This is a genomic window from Pikeienuella piscinae, from assembly GCF_011044155.1.
GTDB lineage: Bacteria > Pseudomonadota > Alphaproteobacteria > Rhodobacterales > Rhodobacteraceae > Pikeienuella > Pikeienuella piscinae.
Genome location: NZ_CP049056.1, coordinates 2,432,197 through 2,453,791, shown reverse-complemented (window position 1 = coordinate 2,453,791; position 21,595 = coordinate 2,432,197). Strand labels below are relative to the sequence as shown.

The 21,595-nt window shown below is 64.8% G+C and carries 19 protein-coding genes; 12 read left to right on the top strand and 7 right to left on the bottom strand.

Annotated features, from left to right (window positions below; all coding sequences use genetic code 11):
* The first annotated feature begins 26 nt into the window (after positions 1–26).
* The 5 genes from G5B40_RS11740 to G5B40_RS11720 are packed head-to-tail and all read left to right on the top strand — an operon-like array spanning position 27 to position 5,199.
* Positions 27–977 carry an ABC transporter permease gene (locus G5B40_RS11740; protein ID WP_165098801.1) on the top strand — a complete coding sequence of 317 codons (951 nt, stop codon included), beginning with the start codon at positions 27–29 and terminating at the stop codon, positions 975–977.
* A gap of 4 nt (positions 978–981) precedes the next feature.
* Positions 982–1,863 (top strand): ABC transporter permease, encoded by an 882-nt coding sequence (locus G5B40_RS11735; RefSeq protein ID WP_165098799.1) that lies wholly within the window; start codon positions 982–984, stop codon positions 1,861–1,863.
* The gene (locus tag G5B40_RS11730; RefSeq protein WP_165098797.1) at positions 1,860–2,867 is read left to right on the top strand and encodes an ABC transporter ATP-binding protein; all 1,008 of its coding nucleotides are present in this window, start codon (positions 1,860–1,862) and stop codon (positions 2,865–2,867) included. Before G5B40_RS11735 ends, G5B40_RS11730 begins: the two co-directional genes overlap by 4 nt.
* Complete coding sequence (locus tag G5B40_RS11725; RefSeq protein WP_165098795.1) at positions 2,864–3,883, top strand: ABC transporter ATP-binding protein; 1,020 nt, start codon at positions 2,864–2,866, stop codon at positions 3,881–3,883. Before G5B40_RS11730 ends, G5B40_RS11725 begins: the two co-directional genes overlap by 4 nt.
* The gene (locus G5B40_RS11720) at positions 3,880–5,199 is read left to right on the top strand and encodes an NAD(P)/FAD-dependent oxidoreductase (RefSeq protein WP_165098793.1); all 1,320 of its coding nucleotides are present in this window, start codon (positions 3,880–3,882) and stop codon (positions 5,197–5,199) included. Before G5B40_RS11725 ends, G5B40_RS11720 begins: the two co-directional genes overlap by 4 nt.
* A gap of 102 nt (positions 5,200–5,301) precedes the next feature.
* On the opposite strand, the gene G5B40_RS11715 is transcribed toward G5B40_RS11720, so the two are convergent.
* From G5B40_RS11715 to G5B40_RS11705, 3 genes are read right to left on the bottom strand one after another with little or no spacing between them, the layout of a single operon-like run.
* Positions 5,302–5,976, bottom strand: coding sequence for a DUF1028 domain-containing protein (locus G5B40_RS11715; RefSeq protein ID WP_165098791.1), 675 nt, complete (start codon positions 5,974–5,976; stop codon positions 5,302–5,304).
* Positions 5,973–6,398: a RidA family protein gene (locus G5B40_RS11710; protein WP_165098788.1), complete on the bottom strand. Its 426-nt coding sequence runs from the start codon at positions 6,396–6,398 to the stop codon at positions 5,973–5,975. Before G5B40_RS11710 ends, G5B40_RS11715 begins: the two co-directional genes overlap by 4 nt.
* A 24-nt stretch (positions 6,399–6,422) precedes the next feature.
* Positions 6,423–7,769 carry a flavin-containing monooxygenase gene (locus tag G5B40_RS11705; protein ID WP_165098785.1) on the bottom strand — a complete coding sequence of 449 codons (1,347 nt, stop codon included), beginning with the start codon at positions 7,767–7,769 and terminating at the stop codon, positions 6,423–6,425.
* A 653-nt stretch (positions 7,770–8,422) separates the two neighbouring features.
* Here G5B40_RS11705 and G5B40_RS11700 point away from each other — a divergent pair.
* From G5B40_RS11700 to G5B40_RS11670, 7 genes are all read left to right on the top strand, one after another.
* Complete coding sequence (locus G5B40_RS11700; protein ID WP_165098783.1) at positions 8,423–9,508, top strand: extracellular solute-binding protein; 1,086 nt, start codon at positions 8,423–8,425, stop codon at positions 9,506–9,508.
* Positions 9,509–9,612: 104 nt separating this feature from the next.
* On the top strand, positions 9,613–10,677 hold the full coding sequence (locus tag G5B40_RS11695; RefSeq protein WP_165098780.1) for an ABC transporter ATP-binding protein: 1,065 nt from the start codon (positions 9,613–9,615) through the stop codon (positions 10,675–10,677).
* The gene (locus G5B40_RS11690; RefSeq protein ID WP_165098777.1) at positions 10,655–11,569 is read left to right on the top strand and encodes an ABC transporter permease; all 915 of its coding nucleotides are present in this window, start codon (positions 10,655–10,657) and stop codon (positions 11,567–11,569) included. The genes G5B40_RS11695 and G5B40_RS11690 overlap by 23 nt, the downstream gene beginning before the upstream one ends.
* The gene (locus tag G5B40_RS11685) at positions 11,566–12,342 is read left to right on the top strand and encodes an ABC transporter permease (RefSeq protein WP_165098775.1); all 777 of its coding nucleotides are present in this window, start codon (positions 11,566–11,568) and stop codon (positions 12,340–12,342) included. Before G5B40_RS11690 ends, G5B40_RS11685 begins: the two co-directional genes overlap by 4 nt.
* 23 nt (positions 12,343–12,365) lie before the next feature.
* On the top strand, positions 12,366–13,145 hold the full coding sequence (locus G5B40_RS11680; RefSeq protein WP_165098773.1) for an enoyl-CoA hydratase/isomerase family protein: 780 nt from the start codon (positions 12,366–12,368) through the stop codon (positions 13,143–13,145).
* Between the two features lie 13 nt (positions 13,146–13,158).
* Positions 13,159–14,307, top strand: coding sequence for an acyl-CoA dehydrogenase family protein (locus G5B40_RS11675; RefSeq protein ID WP_165098771.1), 1,149 nt, complete (start codon positions 13,159–13,161; stop codon positions 14,305–14,307).
* A gap of 12 nt (positions 14,308–14,319) precedes the next feature.
* The gene (locus G5B40_RS11670; protein WP_211907323.1) at positions 14,320–16,446 is read left to right on the top strand and encodes an acetate--CoA ligase family protein; all 2,127 of its coding nucleotides are present in this window, start codon (positions 14,320–14,322) and stop codon (positions 16,444–16,446) included.
* Between the two features lie 28 nt (positions 16,447–16,474).
* Here G5B40_RS11670 and G5B40_RS11665 read toward each other — a convergent pair whose 3' ends face one another.
* The 4 genes from G5B40_RS11665 to dctP all read right to left on the bottom strand — a co-directional run bounded on the left by G5B40_RS11665 (position 16,475) and on the right by dctP (position 21,392).
* Entirely contained in the window at positions 16,475–17,449 is a 975-nt protein-coding gene (locus tag G5B40_RS11665; protein WP_165098769.1) for a LysR family transcriptional regulator, read from the bottom strand.
* 87 nt (positions 17,450–17,536) lie between these two features.
* Entirely contained in the window at positions 17,537–18,892 is a 1,356-nt protein-coding gene (locus tag G5B40_RS11660; RefSeq protein WP_165098767.1) for a TRAP transporter large permease, read from the bottom strand.
* Positions 18,893–18,897: 5 nt separating this feature from the next.
* Complete coding sequence (locus G5B40_RS11655; RefSeq protein WP_165098765.1) at positions 18,898–20,208, bottom strand: TRAP transporter small permease subunit; 1,311 nt, start codon at positions 20,206–20,208, stop codon at positions 18,898–18,900.
* Positions 20,209–20,294: 86 nt separating this feature from the next.
* Positions 20,295–21,392 (bottom strand): TRAP transporter substrate-binding protein DctP, encoded by a 1,098-nt coding sequence (dctP, locus tag G5B40_RS11650; protein WP_165098763.1) that lies wholly within the window; start codon positions 21,390–21,392, stop codon positions 20,295–20,297.
* Between the last annotated feature and the right edge of the window lie 203 nt (positions 21,393–21,595).

Genomic DNA, 21,595 nt, shown 5'->3' with positions numbered 1-21,595 from the left:
GGCGGCGCAAGCCGAGCGAGGTGGCCATGTCGCGATTCCTGATACGCCGGCTGGGGCACTCCCTGGTGCTTCTGGTTCTCGTCTCGATCGTCGGGTTCGCGGTCCTCAACCTCGCCCCCGGCGGGCCGCTGTCGCAATTCGCCCTCGCGCCGGGGATGAGCCAGGCCGATCTCGACCGCATCGCGGCCCAGATGGGGCTCGACCGGCCGCTCATCGTCCAGTATTTCGACTGGTTCTGGCGGCTCTTCATCGGCGACTGGGGCGAGAGCTTTCGCGACGGCGTTCCGGTCTTGCACGTGATCGGCCGGCACCTTTTCGCCACGCTCCTCCTGATGGTCAGCTCGACGGTCATCTCGGTCGGTTTCGGCACCATCGTCGGCGTGATCGGGGCGACGCGGCGCTACTCGCTCTTCGACTATTCGGCGACCGTGCTCGCGATGATCGCCCTTTCGATCCCGACATTCTGGTTCGGTCTGGTCTCGATCTACGTTTTCGCGCTGGAACTCGGCTGGCTGCCGGCCGGAAACATGTACACGATCGGCGACGGGTCGGTTTACGATTACGCGATTCACCTGATCATGCCCTCGTTCGTGCTGGCGTTGGTCAATGTCGCGATCTGGTCGCGCTACATGCGCTCCTCGATGCTGGACGTGATCGATCAGGATTATGTCCGCACCGCCCGCGCCAAGGGCCTGCCGCGTGGCCGGGTGCTCTACGGCCATGTGATCCGCAACGCGCTGATCCCGATGATCACGCTGGCGGGGCTGCAATTGCCGACGCTGCTTTCGGGCGCGCTGGTGACGGAGACGGTTTTCACCTGGCCCGGCATGGGACGGCTCTTTCTCGATAGCCTCGGTTATCAGGACTATCCGGTCGTCATGGGGCTGCTGATGTTCTCCGCGATTCTTGTCCTGATCGGCAATCTCGTAGCGGACCTGCTCGTCGCCGTCGCCGACCCGCGCATCAGGCTGGAGTGAGGCGATGACCGCGACCTTCGATATCCATTCGCCGGAACCGCGCTGGTGGCGCGCGCGGGCGTTGCGCCGTTTCTTCCGCCACAAGCTGGCGGTGACCGGGCTGGTGATGCTCGTCCTGCTTCTGCTGGCCTGCGTGGTCGGCCCGCATCTCCTCCCCTATGACATGCTTTATATCGACCTGCGCGGGCGCTTCGCGCCGCCCCTGAGTGGCGATCACTACCTTGGGACGGACCCGCTGGGCCGCGACGTTGCGGCGCGGCTGCTGATGGCGGGGCGGGTGTCGCTTCTGGTCGGGTTCGCCTCGATGGTGCTCTCGACGCTGATCGGGGCGATCATCGGCATCGTTGCGGGCTATTTCGGCGGCTGGACCGGGACCGCGCTGATGCGCTTCACCGATTCCTTCCTCTGCTTTCCGCAGATATTCCTGTTGCTCGCGCTCGCCGCCTTCATCGAGCCGAGCGCGGTGATGATCACCATCATCATCGCGATCACCAGCTGGATGGAGATCGCCCGCATCGTGGCGGCGGAGGTCCGGAGCCTTCGCGAGCGCGATTTCATCACCGCGGCGAGGATGAGCGGCGCGCCGGCTTGGTGGATCATGTTCCGTGAACTGCTGCCGAACGCCGCCGGGCCGATCATCGTCGCGGCGACGCTGACCGTCGCCCGCGCGATCCTGATCGAAGCCTATATCAGCTTTCTCGGCTACGGCATCCAGCCGCCGCTGCCGAGCTGGGGCAACATGCTGAACAACGCCCAGCAATATCTCGACAGCGCGCCCTGGCTGGCGCTGGTGCCGGGCGTCGCGATCACCGCCGCCGTGACCAGCTTCAACTTCATCGGCGACGGGCTTCGCGACGCGCTGGACGCAAGGAGCGATCTGCGATGACCGTCCGGCTGACCGTCGACGATCTCGGCGTCGCCTTTCAGGGCGCCGCCGGGCCACTGAAAGTGGTTCACGACGTGAGCTTCACGCTCGAAGATGGCCAGACGCTGGCGGTGGTCGGGGAAAGCGGCTCCGGCAAATCCGTCACCAGCCTCGCGGTGATGCGGCTTCTGCCGCCGCCGCCGCGCGCCGTCCTGTCCGGGCGCGCGGTGCTGCACGGGGAAGCGGATGTCGATCTTATTGCGCTGCCGGAGCGCCGGGTGCGCCGCCTTCGCGGCGACCGGATCGCGATGATCTTTCAGGAGCCGCTGACCTCGCTGAACCCGGTGCACAGGGTCGGCGCGCAGATTGTCGAGTCGATCCGCTGCCACCGAGATGTGACCACGCAAGCGGCGCGCCGCCGCGCGCTCGACCTTCTGGAGCAGGTCGGCATTCCGGAGCCTGAGCAGCGTCTCGAAAGCTATCCGCATGAGCTTTCGGGCGGCATGCGCCAGCGGGTGATGATCGCCATCGCGCTGGCGCTGGAGCCGGAAGTGCTGATCGCCGACGAGCCGACGACCGCGCTCGACGTCACCGTGCAGGCGCAGATTCTCGAATTGCTGCGCGAATTGCAGGAGCGGACCGGCATGGCGATGCTGTTCATCACCCATAATTTCGGCGTGGTGGCGGAGATCGCCGACAGGACGATGGTGATGTATTCGGGCCGCGTGGTGGAGGAAGGCGGCGTCGCGGAAGTGCTGGAGCGGCCGCTGATGCCCTATACCAGCGGGCTCATGCGCTCTGTCCCGAGGCTGGAGAGCGCCGGGCTGGGCGACGCCGACCTCGCCACCATCGAGGGTTTCGTGCCGGACCCTGCCCGGATGCCGCCCGGCTGCGCCTTTCACCCGCGCTGCGCGCATCACAAGCCCGGGCTCTGCGATGTCGGCGCGCCCGCGTTGGAGAGCGCGACCGCCGATCATCGCCTGCGCTGCAAGCGCTGGCGCGAAGTGGAGGGAGGCGCAAGATGACCGCGCCGCTCATCAGCACCGTCGATCTGAAGCAGCATTTCGGCATTCGTCAGGGGCTTCTTGGCCGCGCCCACGCCGTGGTGCGCGCGGTGGACGGCGTCTCGCTCGACATCGCGCGGGGTGAGGTGCTGGGGCTGGTGGGCGAGAGCGGCTCCGGCAAGTCGACGCTCGGGCGGGCGTTCATGGCGCTGCAGCCGCCGACCTCCGGCGCGATGCGGTTCGACGGGGTCGATCTGGCGGGGCTGTCGGCGCCGGAGCTGAAAGCCTATCGACGCAGGATGCAGATGGTGTTTCAGGACCCGTTCAGCAGCCTCAATCCGCGCATGACCATCGCCCAGACGCTGACCATGCCGCTCCGATTCAACGCGCCGGAGCTTTCGGCCGCCGAGAAGATGAAACGCGCCGGCGACGGGCTGGAGCGGGTCGGGCTGCCGCGCGCCTATCTCACCCGCTATCCGCACGAGTTTTCCGGCGGTCAGCGCCAGCGCATCGGCGTCGCCCGCGCGCTGATGGTGGAGCCGGATTTCCTGATGGCGGATGAGGCGGTCTCCGCGCTCGACGTTTCGGTGCAGGCGCAGGTGCTCAATCTCCTGACCCGGATCAGGAAGGAGATGAACCTAACGATGCTGTTCGTCACCCATGATCTCGCGGTGGTCGGCCATGTCTCCGACCGGGTCGCGGTGATGTATCTTGGCCGGGTGGTCGAGATCGCGCCAACGCGCACGCTCTTCGCCCGGCCGCGCCACCCTTATACGGAGGCGCTTCTCTCGGCGGCGCCGGAGCCGACGCCCGGCCGGGCCGCGAACCGGATCGTGTTGAAGGGCGACATTCCGAGCCCGGTCAATCCGCCCTCGGGTTGCGCGTTCCGGACCCGCTGCCGCTACGCCCTGCCGGCCTGCGCCGAAGCGCGTCCCGTGTTGCGCGACCGCGGCGCCGGGACCACCGCCGCCTGCATCCGCGACGATCTGGATCTCGCCCCGGCGCCGGGCGTGACGCCGATGGAGCCAGCCGAATGACGGATTTTTCGCCCTTCGCGGACTCGCTCTGGTACGCCAGCGCCGCCCCGGCGCCGGATCTTGGCGCGCTGGAGGATGAGATCGAGGCGGATGTTTGCGTCGTCGGCGGCGGTTATAGCGGGCTGACGACGGCGCTGCGTCTGGCGGAAGCCGGGGCCAGCGTCGCGCTGCTGGAGGCTGAGGAGATCGGGTTCGGCGGGTCGGGGCGCAACGCCGGACATTGCACGCCGACTTTCCACCATCATTCGATCGACGGCGTGCGCGCCCTGCTGGGCGGAGAACGGGCCGGGAAATTCATCCGGTTGCAGATCAACGCGGCCGACAGGGTGGGGCGGCTGATCCGCGACCATCAGATCGAATGCGAATGGGTGCAGAACGGCTATTTCATGGCCGCCCATACGCCGCGCGCGCTGAGGCGGCTCGAAGCGAAGGCGGAAAGCTATAACGCGGCCGGACAGGAGACCCGCATCATCTCGCAGGAGGAGGCGCTGCGGATGACGGGCATGCGCCATCAGTACGGCGGCTGGTTTCATCCGCAGGGCGGGCATCTCAACCCGCTCGGCTATTCGCGCGGTCTCGCCCGCGCGGCGGTCGCAATGGGCGCGCGCGCGTTCATCCGCTCGCCGGCGGGCCAGCCGATCCGGACGGGCGGAAAATGGCGCGTCCCGACGCCGGCCGGCGCGGTTACGGCGGAGCGCCTTATCGTGGCCACCGGCGCCTATTCGCGCGATGGCTGGAGCGGAGTCGAGAAGACCTTCCAGATCATGCGCGTCTTCGTCGCCGCGACCGAACCGATGCCGGAACTGGCGGACCGGATCCTGCCGCAAAACACCACCGTGCATGACGGGCGCGGCGATATCTTCGTCTACAAGCGCGACGGGCGGGATCGCATCGTCGTCTCGATGTTTCCGCATCGCCGCCGCGGGCGCGATCCGGACTTCACCCGACGTGTACTTACCGATCGGCTGCGCTGGCTGCACCCCGAGACGCCCGCGAGCGTCCGCTGGGATTTCATCTGGACGGGCGAACTGGACATGCAGCGCAAGACCATTCCCCGGCTCTATCGCCTCGGCGACGGCGCGGTCGCGGTCACCGGGCTTTCCGGGCGCGGCGTCCCGACCGGTTCGATCCTGGGCGACGTTCTGTCCGAATGGGCGCTGGGCGCGCCGGAAACCGAGCTTGCGCTGCCGGTCGAGCCCCTGCACGCCGCGCCGTTTTACATGCGTCACGGCCCTCGCCTCGCCCTGCGCTGGTGGGCGCTGCGCGACAGGATCGGAGAGCGTCTTGCCGGCGCGCCCGCGCCGCCTCACGCCTAGAGAGCGGCGAGAGCGGCGTTCCGCGCCCGGTCGCGTCGCGCGAGGCGCCGTTTCGGCCCGCGCCCGTCGCCGGGTTGACGGCGGGACCGCGCCGCGGAGGGATCATTCATCGCCCGGAACGCCGTAGGAAGGCGCCTCGCGGGGGTCGAGCGCGCGTTGCACATAGGCGTCGAGTTGCGGTTTGTAGACCTTCCAGGCGGCGGCGACGGCGTCTATCGGGCAATCCTCGGTCCAGTCGCAGCGGAGGTCGGCGACCGGCCAGCTTACCTTGTCGACGAGCTTCATTCCGGCCGAATGGACGGGCCCGGCCTCGCCCCCCGCCTCCAGCCCCGCGCGCATCGCGGCGATCATGCGGTCGCCGAGATGACCCGAGGCCGAGAGGAACCCGTCCACGATGGCCTGCGGCACGCCTGCGTTCGCCAGGAGATTGCCGCCCGACGCGACATCCTCGTCCCGCGCATCGGCCCAGATCCCCAGTGAATTCGGGCCGGAGTGGATGGCGGACGATCCGCGATTGTCGACGGCCAGAACCTGACGGTACGCGATGAACGCGCCGGAGCGGCGCATTTCGGCGATCGCCTCCGGCGCCTTCAGCCCTTTTCCCATCAAGTCCAGCGTGAGAGGCCCGAGCCTGGGGTCGGTCACGTTCTGTGTCGCGACCGCGCCGACGCCGGCGCGCGCGAACGAACAGCGGGCCGCGACGGCGGGCGAGGAGGACGAGATCGCGACGCCGAACATCCCCGTCTCGGCGCAGCGCGCGACAAGGGAGAACGTCATTGCGCCTGATCCGGAATGACCGCGGTGCCGTCAATCTCAACCAGCCATTCCGGGCGCGCCAGCGCCTGTACGACCAGACCGGTGGAGACCGGATGAACACCTTTGATATAGCCGCCCATAGTGCGGTAGACGGCCTCTCGATGGCGCACATCGGTGATGTAGACCACCACCTTCACCAGATGCTCCATCGTCCCGCCCGCTTCCTCTATCAGTTGCCTGATATTCTGCATGACCTTGTGAGTCTGCTCGACCGGGTCGTGGCTGTCGATGTTCTTCGCGTCGTCCAGGTTCTGCGGGCATTGTCCCCTCAGGTAGACGGTCTTCCCCCCCTGCGTGACGACGGCCTGGCAGAGATCGTTGTCCAGGTTCTGTTCCGGATAGGTGTCCGCGGTGTTGAATTTGCGGATACGCGTGTGAGCCATGCGAAGCGCTCCATCTGTTGTGTTTCAGGTTTGAGCCAGTCGTGGCGAAACCCGACGATCCGTCTGACGATCGTCGGCGGGCGCCGCGCCGTCCTGCGATGCGTCGCGGGCGTTCCGCAACGCTTCCGAATGGTAATCCATATAGGCGCGTTGCGTGGCGATATGGTCCGCCAGATGCCTCGCATCGTGCCAGACGCCCCAGATGAAGGATGAACCCCGGCGCGACTGCCAGGGAAGGCCGAGAAAATAGACGCCCGGTTCCGTCGAAACCCCGCGCTGGTGCTTCGGCTCGCCGTTCTCGTCGAAGGCGTCGACCTTCAGCCAGCCGTAGTCGCGCGTGAACCCTGTCGCCCAGATGATCGACGTTACGCCGGCCTGGCCGAGATTCAGTTCGAGAATCGGATTCCTGAGGCAGTCCGGGTCCGGATCGATGATGCGCGCTTCCGGCTCCTCGGGCAGGTCGACGCCGTTGCGGATGACGTATTCGTCGGCTTCGTCCAGCATGGAGAGATAGTTGGCGTCTCCGCGCGCGATGTTTTCCGCCAGGTCGGGCGCGAAGCGCATCACGCCGTCATCGAACGCCGCCGCCATCCCAAGAAGCGTCATCCCCTGCGCGGCGAGGCGCCGAAAGTCGACCGTGTGGCCGCCCCGCGCGCCGCTCACCGAGATGGTGACATGCGCCGTGCCCGGCGCGGGCGCTGGGGCGTCCCATTTGCCGAGCACGCCCAGCCACCAGCAGTAATCGCGGCCGCGATAGGCGCGCGGCGGACGGTCATGTGGGCCGACCGAAAGGTAGACGCGTTTGCCCGCGCGCATCAGTTCTTCGGCGATCTGGACGCCCGAAGACCCCGCGCCGATGACAAGCGTCCCGCCCTCGGGCAACTGTTCGGGGTTGCGATACGCTGTGGAGTGCATCTGCGGAACGTCTGACCCGGCGGGAACGAGCGGCGGAATCACCGGGCGCTGGAAAGCGCCGGTGGCGGAGACGATGTTTCTCGCTTCGATCACGCCATCCGACGTCTCGACGCGAAACCCCGGCCGCCCGACATTCCGGCGCGCGGAAGTCACCTCGACGCCGCACCTGATCGGCGCGTCGAATTTCTTCGCATAGGCGACGAGGTAATCCGCGACCATATCCTTGGTGGCGAAGCCGTCGGGCGCGACGTCGGTGAACTCCATGCCGGGAAAGCGGTCGTGCCAGGCGGGACCGTTCGCGACCAGGCTGTCCCACCGCTCCGAGCGCCAGCGCTCGGCGATGCGGGTCCGCTCCAATACGAGGTGAGGCACGGCGCGCCGCGTAAGGTGCTCGCTCATGGCCACACCGGCCTGACCCGCGCCGACCACAAGCGTATCCGTTTCTTCGATTGGCATTTCCAGGTCCCTTTGGTCCTTTACCCGGTTGTCACCGGATCTGTTGGCGTTGGACGCGCCGAAAGCGTCTTTCACTTCGACCGGTCGCGCGGATGTCCGCGCGCCGGATACGTTCGCGGTTCCTTTGAATTTCGTTTCCGTCGCAGACCCGACCGAGCGACTGGATACGGATTGGAATGACGATTTGGCGTCTCCCCGAAGAAGGACGCGGCGTGGAACCATAGTTCGCGCCATTATTGGAGCGCGCGCGTGATCCAAAAAGAAAAGTATCGCTCACCGTCGGTTAGGCGTTGTCTAAGCACGTTCCTGCCCGGCGCCGGGCCCGGCGCGGATCGCCGTCCGCGCGCCGCGGGCGCCGTCGGCGGACGTATGAGGCCCGGTCGCCGCGCAGCGGCGCGCGGCCCGGAATGGCGGGATCGGATTTTCCGAACCAGATGTTAGAATGATTGTGTTTCCCCAAAGCCGCCTCTGTCACTAGCTTTGCGGAATCAGTAACTGGATATCGAGCTGGTCACGATCAGCATCTTCGATGTGAGAATGCGGATAAATATATCGGGCCAGCAGTCATAGTCATATGACCGAAGAGGTGAGTAATAATAAGCAAGAAAATCGAAACCCAGGCCAACGAATACAACATGGTGACGGAGCAAGACATGGCGATGACGTTCAATCGGAATTATCGGGGAATAGGGGCGGCGGGAGTGATCGCGGCGATCATGGCGTTCGGCGCCGCCACCGCCACCGCCGCGGACAAGGATCCCGTTTACCTCTTGAGCTGGGGCGGAACGATTCAGACGTCCTTCGAAAAGGAAGGTTGGGCGGAAAAGTTCAAGGAAGCCACCGGCTATGAAATGGTGCTGGTGCCGAAGGCGACGTCGTCCGAGATCATCGCCACCGCGATCGCGCAAAAGGACAATCCGCAGGTCGACGTCGTCATGAGCGACTACGCCGCCTGGCTTCAGGGCAAGCACCAGGGTCTCTTTGGCGCGATCGACGAGGCGTCGGTTCCGAACCTTGCGAAACTCTATGACACCGCGCCGATCAGGGATGGCGAGGAGACGATCGGCGCCTTCACCTACACCGACACGCTCTCGCTGATCTATCAGCCCGAGATCTTCGAGCGGAACGGCTGGGAGCCGCCGACGAAGTGGGAGGATCTTGGCCGACCGGAATTCAAGGGCATGGTCTCTATTCCGCCGGTAAGCAATACATACGGGCTCTATACGCTTGTGCTTCTGGCGATGGCGAATGGCGGCGGGGTCCAGGACATCGAGCCGGGGTTCGACGCGCTGCGGGAAATCGCGCCGGGCGTCGTCGACTGGACCAGCACCTTCGCCAAGCTGGGCGGATACCTCCAGGGCGAGTTGGTTGCGATCGCGGTGTTCGGGGCCAATTCCGGTTATGAGATCAAGAAGAAGGGCATCCCCGCCGAAGTCGTCATCCCGACGCCCAACTTCCTGAGCCCCACGGCCGTCGGCGTCATGAAGGACGCGCCCAATCCCGAAGGCGCGCGCGCGCTGCTCAATTTCATCATCGGGAAGGAATTCCAGTCCTATCGCGCCGAGCGTTTCGGGAGCAACGCGATGAACAGAGAAATCGAGGTCTCTCCGGAGGCCGCGCAATATCTCCTCACCGACGAGCAGAAGGCGAGCCTCGATATTCTCGATTACGAGAGCGTGCTTCCTGTCCGGGCGGAATGGAACGAGCGGTTCGAGAAAGAAATCGCCCCGATCCGCTGAGTTTAGGGTCGACCCAAGGGTCGCGCCGCCCTGGTGGCGCGACCCGCCGAATTTCAAATGCGCATGCCGAGCCCCCGCGGCGGAGATGCGATCAGGGGAGCTGCATGTCGCTCGTAATCAGAAGCCTCAGCAAGACTTTCGGCGGCGTCGAAGCGCTGAAAAATATCAATCTCGATGTCAGCGATGGCGAGTTCTTTTCTCTGCTCGGCCCTTCCGGATGCGGAAAGACGACGCTGCTACGCTCCATCGCAGGAATCTACGAGCCGGATTCCGGCGAGATCATGCTCAATGACCGCGCGCTTTGCGGCCGCGCGATGAGCGAGCGCAACACCGCGCTGGTGTTTCAGAATTATGCGCTCTTTCCCCATCTCAGCGTTTTCGAGAACGTCTCGTTCGGGCTGAAGATGCGCCGTCAGAAGCCGGCGGAGATCGCGCGGCGCGTCGGCGAAGCGATCGAACTCGTGCATCTCTCCGGCTTTGAAAGCAGGTATCCGGGCCAGCTTTCCGGCGGGCAGCAGCAGCGCGTGGCGCTGGCGCGCGCGCTCGTGGTCGAACCGGACCTTCTCCTGCTGGACGAGCCCCTGAGCAATCTCGACGCGAAACTCCGCGAGACGATGCGCCACGAAGTCCGCGAGATTCAGAAGAGCGTCGGCATCACGACGATCCTTGTGACGCATGACATTCAGGAAGCCTTCGCGATGTCCGACAGGATCGCGGTGATGAGCGCCGGCCGGATCGAACAGATCGGAACGCCGGAGGAGATTTATTCCGCTCCGAGCACCATGTTCACGGCTGAATTCACCGGCCAGATCAACCGTTTCTCAGGGCGCGTCGTCGATCTGGAGGCGGACCGCGCGGTGTTGGAGACCGAGGGCGGGCTGCGTATCAGCTTTCGGCCGGTCGCCGGAGAGACGAAGCAGGGCGAGGACGCGACGCTGATGATCCGCCCGGAACGCGTCCGCGTTGATGTGGAGGCTGACGGGCTGCCGAACCGGATGGAGGCGACGCTGGAATCCGCGACTTATCTCGGCAGCATGATCATTTATCGGTTGCGTGTCGGTGGAACCGAGGTTTCAGCGCAGGCCGCCAATGTCGGGCGGCGTCCGCCGGCCGCCGGGGCGCCGATCTCAGTCGGATGGGATGAGCATGACACGTTCTTCCAGCGCTGAGGGCGAGGGCGTGAACCCGCCAGTTCGACAGGCGCGCGCGATCCTGCGCTGGACTCCGCTCTTGTTCACCGCCCCGCTGGCGCTTGTCCTGCTCGGTTTCTTTGTCTGGCCGCTGCTCCAGAGCATCGTCAACAGTTTCCACACCTATAGCCTCTCCGGGATCGACCGGTCGGTCTGGACACTGGAGAATTACGAGAAGCTCTTCGAGAGTTTCTATCTCGGCGTGCTGGGGCGCACGATCCGGGTCAGCCTGATGACTTCCGCGATCACTGCGGTGTTAGCGTTTCCGATCGCGTGGTATATCGCCGGCCGTCCCGGCAGGGCGCAGGCGTTCTGGCTGATGCTGTTCGTCGCGCCCTGGCTCGTCAATACGGCGGTCAAGGCCTTCGGCTGGACGCTGATCCTCGGCCCGAACGGGGTTGTGAACTCCAGCCTTCGGGCGATCGGCGTGATCGACCGGCCGTTGATGCTGATGTTCAACGAAACCGGGATCGTGATCGGCCTTGTCCACGGTCACTTCATGTTCGTTCTGCTGCCTCTCTGGGCGGGGCTGGCCAGCTTCGACCGATCGTTGATCTGGGCTGCGCGCAATCTTGGCTCGAACTGGGCGGACGTATTCACCAAGGTGGTCTTCCCCCTGACGCTGCCGGCGTTGCTGGCCGGGATGATCATCAATTTCACGATGAACATGGCGGCTTTCGCGACCCCGGCGCTGCTCGGCGGCTCACGCGCGCGGGTCATGTCCTATCTCGCCTACGAAGTGAACCTGGTCGACCTGAACTGGCCGTTCGGCGCGGCGATGGCGGTGCTTCTCCTGGTGACGACGATGTCGCTTATCCAATTCTCCCACTACGCGACCACTTCGGGCAAACGGAAGGTGATCTTCGAATGAGCTTCCTTCTGCGAATCTACGCCTGGCTGATCGCTGCGTTCATGCTGGCCCCGCTCATCCTGATCGTCTGGATGTCTTTCACGCCGGCGGAATTCTTCATCCTGCCGACGCAGGAGTTCAGCCTTCGCTGGTACTGGCAGATATTTGAGCATCCCGGCTTCACCAACGCGTTCTTCCTGAGTGTCCGGCTGGCGCTGATCTCGTCGGTCATCGCGACCGCGCTCAGCTTCTTCGCCGCCTACGCGCTGGTGAGGTTCAGCTTCTCCGGAAAACGGGCGCTCGACGCGTATTTCATGTCGCCGCTTCTGATCCCGGCGGTGGTGCTCGGGATTGCGATGTTGCAGTTCCTGAACGGCGTCGGCCTCTACAACACCTTCTTCAGCCTCGTGGCGACGCATGTCGTCGTCATCACGCCTTTCGCGATCAGGGCGATCGACGCGGCGTTGCGCGATGTGCCGAAGGAGCTGGAATGGGCGGCGATGAATCTCGGCGCGAGCCGGGTTCGCGCGCTCTGGCGGGTGACGCTGCCGCTTTCGCTCCGGGGGGTGGCCGCCGGGTTCATCTTCGCCTTCATCATGTCCTTCGACGAAGTCACCGTGACGATCTTCATGACCGGGCCATCCTATCAGACCCTGCCGCTTCGGATTTACAACTATCTTTCCGACCAGGTGGACCCGACCGTCGCCGCGGTCTCCTCGCTGCTGATCCTCATGTCGCTCGTCCTTATCCTGATTCTGGAGCGGATCGGCGGACTGAAATCCTTCGTGAAATGACCTCGAACACAGAAAGCGAACAGATGACGTTTGAAACGATACAGGTGGACCATGACGAAGGCGTCACCACGGTTACGCTGAACCGCCCGCCATTCAATCTGGCCACGCCGGAGCTGGTCGAAGAACTGATGACCGCGTTCGATCAGCTCGAGGCCCGCGCCGAGACGCGCGCGGTCGTGTTGCGCGGCGCGGGCGAGCGCGCGTTCTGCGCTGGGGCCGATATCGGCCATGAAAAAGGCCCCGCCGGCGAAGGGCGCGGGCTGCGCGACGCCGGACGCGCCCTTGTCGACCGGATCGAGACCTATCCCAAGCCGGTGATCGCCGCCATCCGCGGCTGGTGCATCGGCGGCGGCACCGGAATCGCCTGGCCCTGCGATATCCGTATCGCTTCCGACACCGCGAAATTCCGCGCCGGCGACGTCTATCTCGGCATCATCCCGTCCTGGAGCGTCGGCATGGTGCGCCTCGTTCACTATCTGGGCCGAAACCGGACGCTGGATCTGCTGCTGCTTGGCGAGGACATCTCCGCCGATCGCGCGCTGGAGCTCGGGATCGTCAGCCGCGTGGTTCCCGACGCGGATTTCGAGGCGGAGGTCGACCGCGTTTCGAAACGCCTCGCGTCCGGCGCGCCGCTGCCGATCCAGGCGATCAAGGAGGCCGTCCGCGCGCAATGCCGCGAGGGCGTGGACCGCGCCGCCCTGCTGGAGGAGGCGTGGGCGAGCCGCATCTTCGCCTCGAAGGACGCGAAGGAAGGCATGAGCGCGTTCCTGGAGAAGCGCACCCCGACCTTCACCGGCGAATAGGGGCGCGGGCGAAATGGAAACGAAGGACATCGACAGCGCCAGCGGCGCGCTTCGCGAAGAGGCGCGCGAACGCATCGCCCGGCATGTGAAACCGGTCGTCGACGCGAAAAAGCAGGGGGAGCGTCTCTCAAACGCCGAGATGCGGGGCCTCTACAAGGCGTTCGCGCCGATGGGCTATCTCGGCAGCACGATCCCGAAGGAAGCGGGCGGGGCCGGGCTCTCCTATCTCCAATACGGGCTCCTGCTGGAGGCGCTCGGCTCATCACCGGTCATGCTTGGGGAAATCGTGCCGCCGCGGAGCATCTTTTTTCTCGGCGACGAGGCGCAGCGTGAACGCTGGCTGCCGCGGCTTCTCGCGGGCGACATGGTCGCCACCGCCGCGATCACCGAGCCGCAGGCCGGGTCCGATCTTCGTTCGATGACGACGAGCGCGGTGAAGGCGGATGGCGGTTACCGCCTCAATGGCCGCAAGAAATGGATCAAGCTCGGCGGCGTCGCCGATGCGATGACTGTGCTGGCGATCACCGATCCGGAGACCAAGCCGAAAGGCATGAGCCGCTTCTTCATCGAACGCGACGCCACGCCCTGGACGGCGGAGGAGCTTCCCTGCATCGGCATTCGGAACGTTTCTTTCGCCGAGATCGGCTTCGACGATCTGCAGCTCGACGAAGGCAATCTGCTCGCCGGCGGGACCGACGGCGTTGAGGGGTTCTATCGCGGCATCGAAGCCTCGCGCGCGCTGATCGGCCTGCAGGCGGCCGGCCTCGCGGCGGAGGCCATTCGCCTTGCGAAGGAATACGCGAAGGAGCGCACGGCTTTCGGCCGCCCGCTCGCAAAATTCCAGGCGGTCCAGACCAGGATCGCCGACGCCGCCGCGGCGGTCGAGGCGTCGCGCGCGCTTTCGATCTCCGCGCTCCGCATTCTCGATGACGGCCGGCGCTGCCCGCGCGAGGCGGCGATGGCGAAAGTGTTCGCGACCGAGGCGGCTGTCGCGGCCTGCATGGCCGCTATGTCCTGCATGGGCGCGCATGGCCTGTCGGAGGCCGCCGGTGTCGAACGTCTTTTGCGCGACGCGACGATGCTGACGGTGATCGACGGCGCTTCGGACATCCAGCGGCTGATCGTCGGCCGCGAAGAATTCGGCGTCGCCGCCTTCGTTTGAGGAGACTACATCTTGTCTGAAGCAATCGCCCATCGGCTCGGCGCCGAGCGCATCCTCCATCCCCGCTCGGTCGCCGTCATCGGCGCCAGCGAAGATGTCGGAAAGTTCGGCGGCCGGGTCATGCACTATCTGGTCAAGCACGGCTACGAAGGCCGCATCGTTCCGGTGAACCCCAAGCGCGACACTGTTTTCGGCGTATCTTGCGCGCCGCATATCTCCAAGGCCGGGGGGCCGGTCGATGTCGCGCTTCTCGCTCTGCCCGCGCATATGCTTGTCGCGGCGCTGGCCGATTGCGCCGAGGCTGGGGTCGGCGCCTGCATCGTCATGACCACCGGCTTCGCCGAAGCCGGCGAGGAAGGCGCGGCGCGCCAGGCGGAGTTGATCGAGATTTCGCACAGGACCGGAATGCGGATCGTCGGGCCGAACTGCATGGGACTGATCAGCCCGCACAGCAAGATGGCGCTCACCTCGTCCCTGGTGCTCGAAACCGACCATCTCAGGGCGGGGTCGGTCGGTTTGATCTCGCAGAGCGGCGCGTTGATGGTGTCGATGTATAATCGCGCCGATGATGCGGAAATCGGCTTCAGCGCCTGCGTATCTCTCGGCAATCAGGCTGACCTGGAGATCAGCGATTTCGTCGAGCACCTGATCCATGATGACGCGACGAAGGTGATCTGCATCTATATGGAGGGGCTGCGGGACCCGGCGCGCTTTCTCGCGCTGGCCGACGAAGCGCGTCGGGTCGGCAAACCGATGCTGGTCGTGAAGACCGGCAGGACCGAGGCGGGCGTCGAGTCCGCGAAGTCTCATACCGCCAGCCTCGCCGGCTCCTACGATGTGTTTTCAGCAGCCTGCCGCGATCATGGCATTGTCCTGCTCGACGATCCTGACGGGATGATCGAGACGGCTGACATCCTGGCGCGGTGGCCGACATGGCGCGGCGACGGCGTCGCGGTCTATTCGGCCTCGGGCGGGGGCGCAGGCATCGGCGTCGACAGGGCGTCGGAAGCCGGGCTTCGTCTTTCGATCCTGTCGGAGGAGACGCGCGCTAACCTGCGCGAGGTGTTGTTGCCGCCGCAGGCGAACAATCCGATCGATCTCGGCGGGAGGACGGTTTCAGACCCGTTCGAAGGGGCGGAACGCGCATATCGCGCCATGGCGGAGGATCCGGACACCGGGCTCGTCTGGATCATTCTGACGACGGTTCCGTTTTACGAGCGGATGACCGAACTGATCGCGCGGACGGCGCTGGCGTCGGGCAAGCCCTTCATCTTTCTCGTTACGCCGGGCAGCGCCGCCGACGGGCCGCGCCGGATACTGCGTGAGCTTGGCTGCGCCTATTTCGACCGCGTCGATGATTGTATCCGCGTGCTCGGGGCGCGGGACGCCTATTTCCGGATGCGCGAACAGGCGCCCGATGACGCCGCCGCGCCGCAGCCGCGCGCCCCTCGGGCCGTGGCGCCGCTGGAGGGGCGGCCCGGTGAACTGCTTTCGGAACCTGTCGTGAAATCGCTGCTCGAAGATCACGGCGTCCGCGTGACGCGGCAGCATGAGGCGACAAGCGCCGACGCCGCCGTTTCCGCCGCCGACGACATCGGGTATCCTGTGGTTCTGAAACCCGTCGCCGAAGGGCTGGTCCACAAGAGCGATATCGGCGCCGTCAAGCTGAACCTGACGGACGCCGCCGCCGTTCGCGCGGCATATGGTGAGATCGAGACGGCGGTGTGCGAGCACCTCCCGCCATCCGCGTTCAAGGGCTGTTCGGTCCAGGAGATGTGGAAGCCCGAACTCGAACTGATCCTGGGTATCAAGCGCGATCCGCTCTTCGGCCCTGTCGTCGTCTGCGGCGCGGGGGGCGTCCTCGTGGAACTCTTCTCCGACGTCGCCGTCGCGGTTGCGCCGATCGGCGTCGCGAAAGCGCGCGATCTTCTCCTGTCCCTGCGCATAGCGCCGCTTTTCGGTGCGTTCAGAGGCCGGGCTCCGCTTGATATCGACGCGGCGGCGACGGCGCTGAGCACGTTGAGCGAGATCGCCGTGAGCCATGGCGATCGGCTGGTCGAGCTCGATGTGAACCCGCTGGGCGTCAGGCTTCAGGGTGAAGGCGTCTGCGCGCTTGACGCCAGGGCGCTCCTGCGGTGAGACCGGCGCGACGCCGGCGGCGGGTTCTTCAATCGGCTTGACCGTCGGTCCGCGTCGTCACGGGGCGAGCTTGTCGCGGCTTCCGGTCTCTGAAGGCTTCGGTTTCCAGGATGCTGTTCCGGCAATGTTCGATGAAGGCTTTCACCGTCAGAACCTTCTCGGTGTCGCCGATGAGCGCGATGCCCAGCTGCATCGAGCGTACTGGCCCGCTCATGGGCAGAAACTTGAGAGGCCGTCCGTCCGGCGCCACGTCGTTCAAGGGGCGCGTGTTGACCATCGCATAGCCGAAGCCGTTCGCTGCGAGGCTGCGAAGCACGGCCATGTCCCTCGTCCGCTCGGCGATCCGGGGGCGCGCGCCGAGATGGTCGAAGAACGACAGGAAGTATTCGGCGCTATGCGGCAGGTCCAGCAGCAGCATGGGATATTTCTGCAACTCCGCGGCGGACACCACGGGTAGATGGGCCAGCGGATGCGTCTCGCTCATCATCGCGAAAGGCGGCAGCTCGACCAGGGGCAGGAAGGTTATGTCGCGCGGAATCCCCAGATCATAGGTCAGGGCGACGTCGATCTCGGCGCGGCGCAACGCCTCGAAAATTGCGTGCTGATCCAGTTCGATCTGGCTGATCTCGACCCGTGGGTATTTCTCCTCGAACCGCCGTCGCAGGTTCGGAACGACCAACTGCGCGAAGGTCAACAGGCACCCGACGTTCAGAGGGCCCTGGACGTTTCCGGAAATATTGTCCCCCAGCCGGTTCAACTCGACGGCCTCGTGCAGAACGCGTCTGGCCTGCACCAGGAACTGGCGCCCCGCTTGCGTCGGCGTCAGGCCGTGCGCGTGCTTCCGGACGAAGAGCTTCAGGCCGAATTCCTGCTCCAGCTGCGTGACTGCGGCCGAGATGGACGGAGAGCTGACATTGATCTTCTCGGAGGCGCGAACGATGCTCCCCTCGTCGCTGACGGCGGCGAAATACTCAAGCTGACGAAGCGTGTAGCGCAAGGACATGAGCGTAATTCGCCTGCGCTTCCCGCCCCGTCAAGTGCGTGAAGCGCCGCGCGATCCGCCTATGCCGCGCCGGCGGCCTTCGGCCGGTCATCCATAGACCGCCCGTGGCAGCCACGTGATGATTTCCGGGAAAACCATGCAGAGCGCCAGCCCGATGAACTGGATGGCGAGAAACGGCAGGGCCGAGCGGAAGATATCGCTCATCGGGATGTGGGCGGGGGCAACGCCGCGCAGATAGAAGAGCGCGTAACCGAAGGGCGGCGAAAGAAAGCTCATCTGCATGTTCACGAGGTAGAGCACCCCGAACCACAGCACCAGATCGTTCGGGTCGTCCAGCCCGAACGCCTGCGCACCAAGCGCCTTGATAACCGGCACGAAGATCGGCACGCAGAGAAGAAGAATCCCGACCCAGTCGAGGAACATCCCGAGGATGATCAGCAGGATCTGCATGATGATCAGGATGCCCCAGGGGCCGAGTCCGGTGGCGGCGAGGCTCGCCTGGACGAACTCCTGACCGCCCTCGAGCACGTAGAGGCCGACGAAAATCGTCGCGCCGAACATGATCCAGAGCACCATGGAAGTGGCCTTGAGCGTCGTGAGGCAGGCTTCGCGCACCGTCGGCCAGTCCAGCCTGCGGTGAATCGCGGCGACGATGAACGCGCCGAACGTTCCGATGCCCGCAGCCTCGACCGGCGTGGCCACGCCGCTGAATATCAGGCCCAGAACCACGATAATCAGGATGATGGGCGCCGCCATCCTTCCGATGAGGCGGAGTTTCTCGATGTTGTCGACCCGATCCTCGATCGGAATCGGCGGGCCGAGATCGGGGTTGAGATAGGAGCGGACGGTCACATAAAGGATATACAGACTTGAGAGGAGCAGGCCCGGCAGAACCGCGCCGATGAAGAGTTCGCCGACGGATTGCTCGGCCACGACGGCGTAGATGATCGCCAGGATCGAGGGCGGAATCAGGATGCCGAGCGTGCCGCCGGCCATGATCGCGCCCATCGCGATCTTCGGATCGTACCGGCGCGCGAGCATGGCCGGCAGCGCGATGATGCCCATGGTGACGACCGCCGCGCCGATCACGCCGACCATCGCCGCGAGGATGGTCGACGCGATGATCGTCGCCGAGGCCAGCCCGCCTTTGACGGAGCCGAGCAGTTTGTAGATCACATCGAACATTTCGCCGATGAGCCCCGCGCGCTCGAGCATCGCCGCCATGAATATGAACAGCGGGATCGCCGAGAGCTGGTAATTGGTCATCATGGGGAAGATGCGGCTCGGCACGATGTTCAGGGTGTTGGCGTCCCCGAGGATAAAGAGAAACACGCAGGCCAGTCCGCCGGTGACGAAGGCCAGCGGCATTCCCGCCATCAGCAGCACCAGCAGGCTGCCGAACATCAGCAGCGTCAGTATCTCGATCGATATCTCGATGCCCATTTCCGCTACCCCCGGACCAGCGTGCGAATGTCTTTGCCGATCTTCGATACGCCCTGAAGCAGCAGCAGAAGGCCGCCGACGACCATCGCCCATTTCATCGGCCAGAGCGGCACTTCCCATTCATTGAAACTGAGTTCGCCCCAGCGAATCGCCGGGTCGGTGAATTGCCCGAGATCGAAGCGGGAGAGCATCTCGGATGTCGATATCTGTCCCCGCGCCCAGTCCGAAAGGAGTCCGTTGCCGGTCGGGACCGCGAGCGCGTCCATCGCGAAGATCCATGATGTCGCCATCAGGGTTCCCGCGAAGATGAAGAAGAATACCGAAGTGAGGATATCGATGAGCGCCTTTCTGCGTGGCGACATCGGCGCGTAAAAGATATCGACCCGCACATGGCTCTCCGTCAACATCGCATAGGCGCCTGAGATCAGGTATTGCATGCCGAACATCAGATACATGCCCTCATGCGCCCAGTTTGTAGGGCTGTTAAAAACATATCTTGCTATTACTTCATAATAATACACGAATACTGCGATTACACACCAATAAGCGACGAATTCTCCGCAAAAAAGTGAGAGACGGTCGATGAAATTGTCCGCGCGCCGCGCGTCCGTCTCCGAGGACTCGGCGCCCTCCACCTGTTCGAGAGCGGGGTCGGGCGATGTGTCGTCCTCTTCATCGTTGATGCCGGCGTTCGCGCGCCTGACGAGGATCGGCATGAGAATGGCGTCGATCGCGAGCAGTGCGAGAAGAACATAAAGGGCGTAGCGGGCGGCGTTGTTCCAGTATGCGCGCGTCGCCGCGGCCTTTTCGGCGAGCGGCCTCATTTCCGCCAGCACGGCGCGCGCCTCCTCCAGTTTCGCCGCGCCGGTGCTCAGAGCGTCCTTCGCGCGTGCGACTTTCTTCTCGGCGCTGAGGCGGCTGAAGGAGCCTTCCTCGCTGGCGGCCACGGCGGCCTCCAACTCCGGCAGATTGGCGCGCGCGGCTTCGACACGCGGCCCCTCGCGGTCGATGACCCGCTGGGCGATGTCGGCGCGATTCCCGAAATCCGAGACATTGGATCGGGCGTCATGACCCGCGCTGTTGGCGTAGAGGATGAAGACGAAAACGGGAATGAAGACAATTCCCAGCAGGCTTCTCAGATAGAAGCGGTGCAGCCCGATGATGCCGCCGGTGAACAGGATCATGTATCCGAGCCAGGAAGAATATCGTCGCTGCGCGGGCCGGGGTCTGCGGGCGAGATACATGGCGATGGCGGGAAAGACGATCAGCCCGACCAGGTAGAGCCAGTGGGGCAGCATGAAGCTGAGGCCAGGCATTCGGCGATCCTGTCTGTTTTTTCAGTATGCGCAGGAAGGAGCGGCCCGCGCGGGCCGCTCCCGAAAGAAAATCTACGCGCCGACGCCTAGAGGTCGAGCGTTTGCCCTTCAATCTGCTCGCGCGTCACATAGCCGAGGGATCCCGACAGCATGTAATCGAGCTGGATCTTGAAGATGCGCGCCGCATTCTTGTCGCGGTTGGCGTATTTGAACCAGATCGGCACGGCGACGTCCGTCATCAGTTCGACGTCGTCCTGCGAAAGCCGGGTGACCTCGGTGCCGTCGGCCTCGAACTTGGCCCAGGCCTCCAGGTCGGCTTTCTGGATCGCCGCATGGTGCATGTCCGAATAGACATGCGTCTCCATTTCGACGAACTGTTTCATTTCGGGCGAAAGCGCGTCCCACGCCGCCTGTCCCACGGTGATGTCCATCAGATCGACCGGCTGATAGAGCGACATGAAACCCGGAGGGCCCATGGAGATGTATTTGGTGACCTGGCTGAAGCCGAGGGCGTAGTTTACCGCCGGGCCGGTATAGTCGGCCACGTCGATCGTGCCCTTCTCAAGCGCCGGGAAGATCTCCGAGCCGGGCAGAACCGTGGTCTTCGCGCCGATCGCATCGAACACCTCCGCCACCATGCCGCCAGGCAGACGCATCTTGCGGCCGACGAAATCGTCGATCGAGCGGATCGGCACCTTCGAGTGGATGATGTTCGCGCCGTGCTGCACCGGGCCGACGAAATACATGCCCTGGCTGGCGTAGAGCTCGCGCGCGATCTCGAGCCCGCCCAGGCTGTAGAAGAAGACGTCCCATTCGTGCGGGTTGCGCATGCCAAGCGGGTAGCTGGTCAGGAACGACGCGGCGGGGATGATCCCCTGTGCGTAGATCGTGAACGGATTCACCGCGTCGAGAACGCCGTTCTTCACGGCGTCGAACAGCTGGAAATCGCCGACGACATCGTTTGCGCCGAAGGGCGTGAACGCCAATTCGCCGCCGGTTTTCTCCTGAATGGTGCCGCACCAGTCCTTGAAGGTCTGGAGCCCGATGCCGCCAGGCCAGGAGGTCTGGATCTTCCAGGTCGTGCCTTTTCCGGCGGCGGTCGCGATATGCGGCGCGGCCAGCCCGACGGCGCTGGCGCCAGCGAGCGACCGGAGAACGCTTCTGCGGTTTGTGATTTGTTTCATGCTTTCCTCACCTATCGCGCCGGCGACGCAGGCAATCCACCGGCCCTATTTGCAAGAACGCGCCTCGTTAACCTGCACCGACGATCGTCTTTGAGCGGGCGTTACGAAGCGTTCACCCTTGGTAAACGCGTCAAACATTTAGAGTCGACAAGTTCCACCCTGCCTACTTCTCGCATAAATGCCAAAAATCGCCGCCTTTGCAA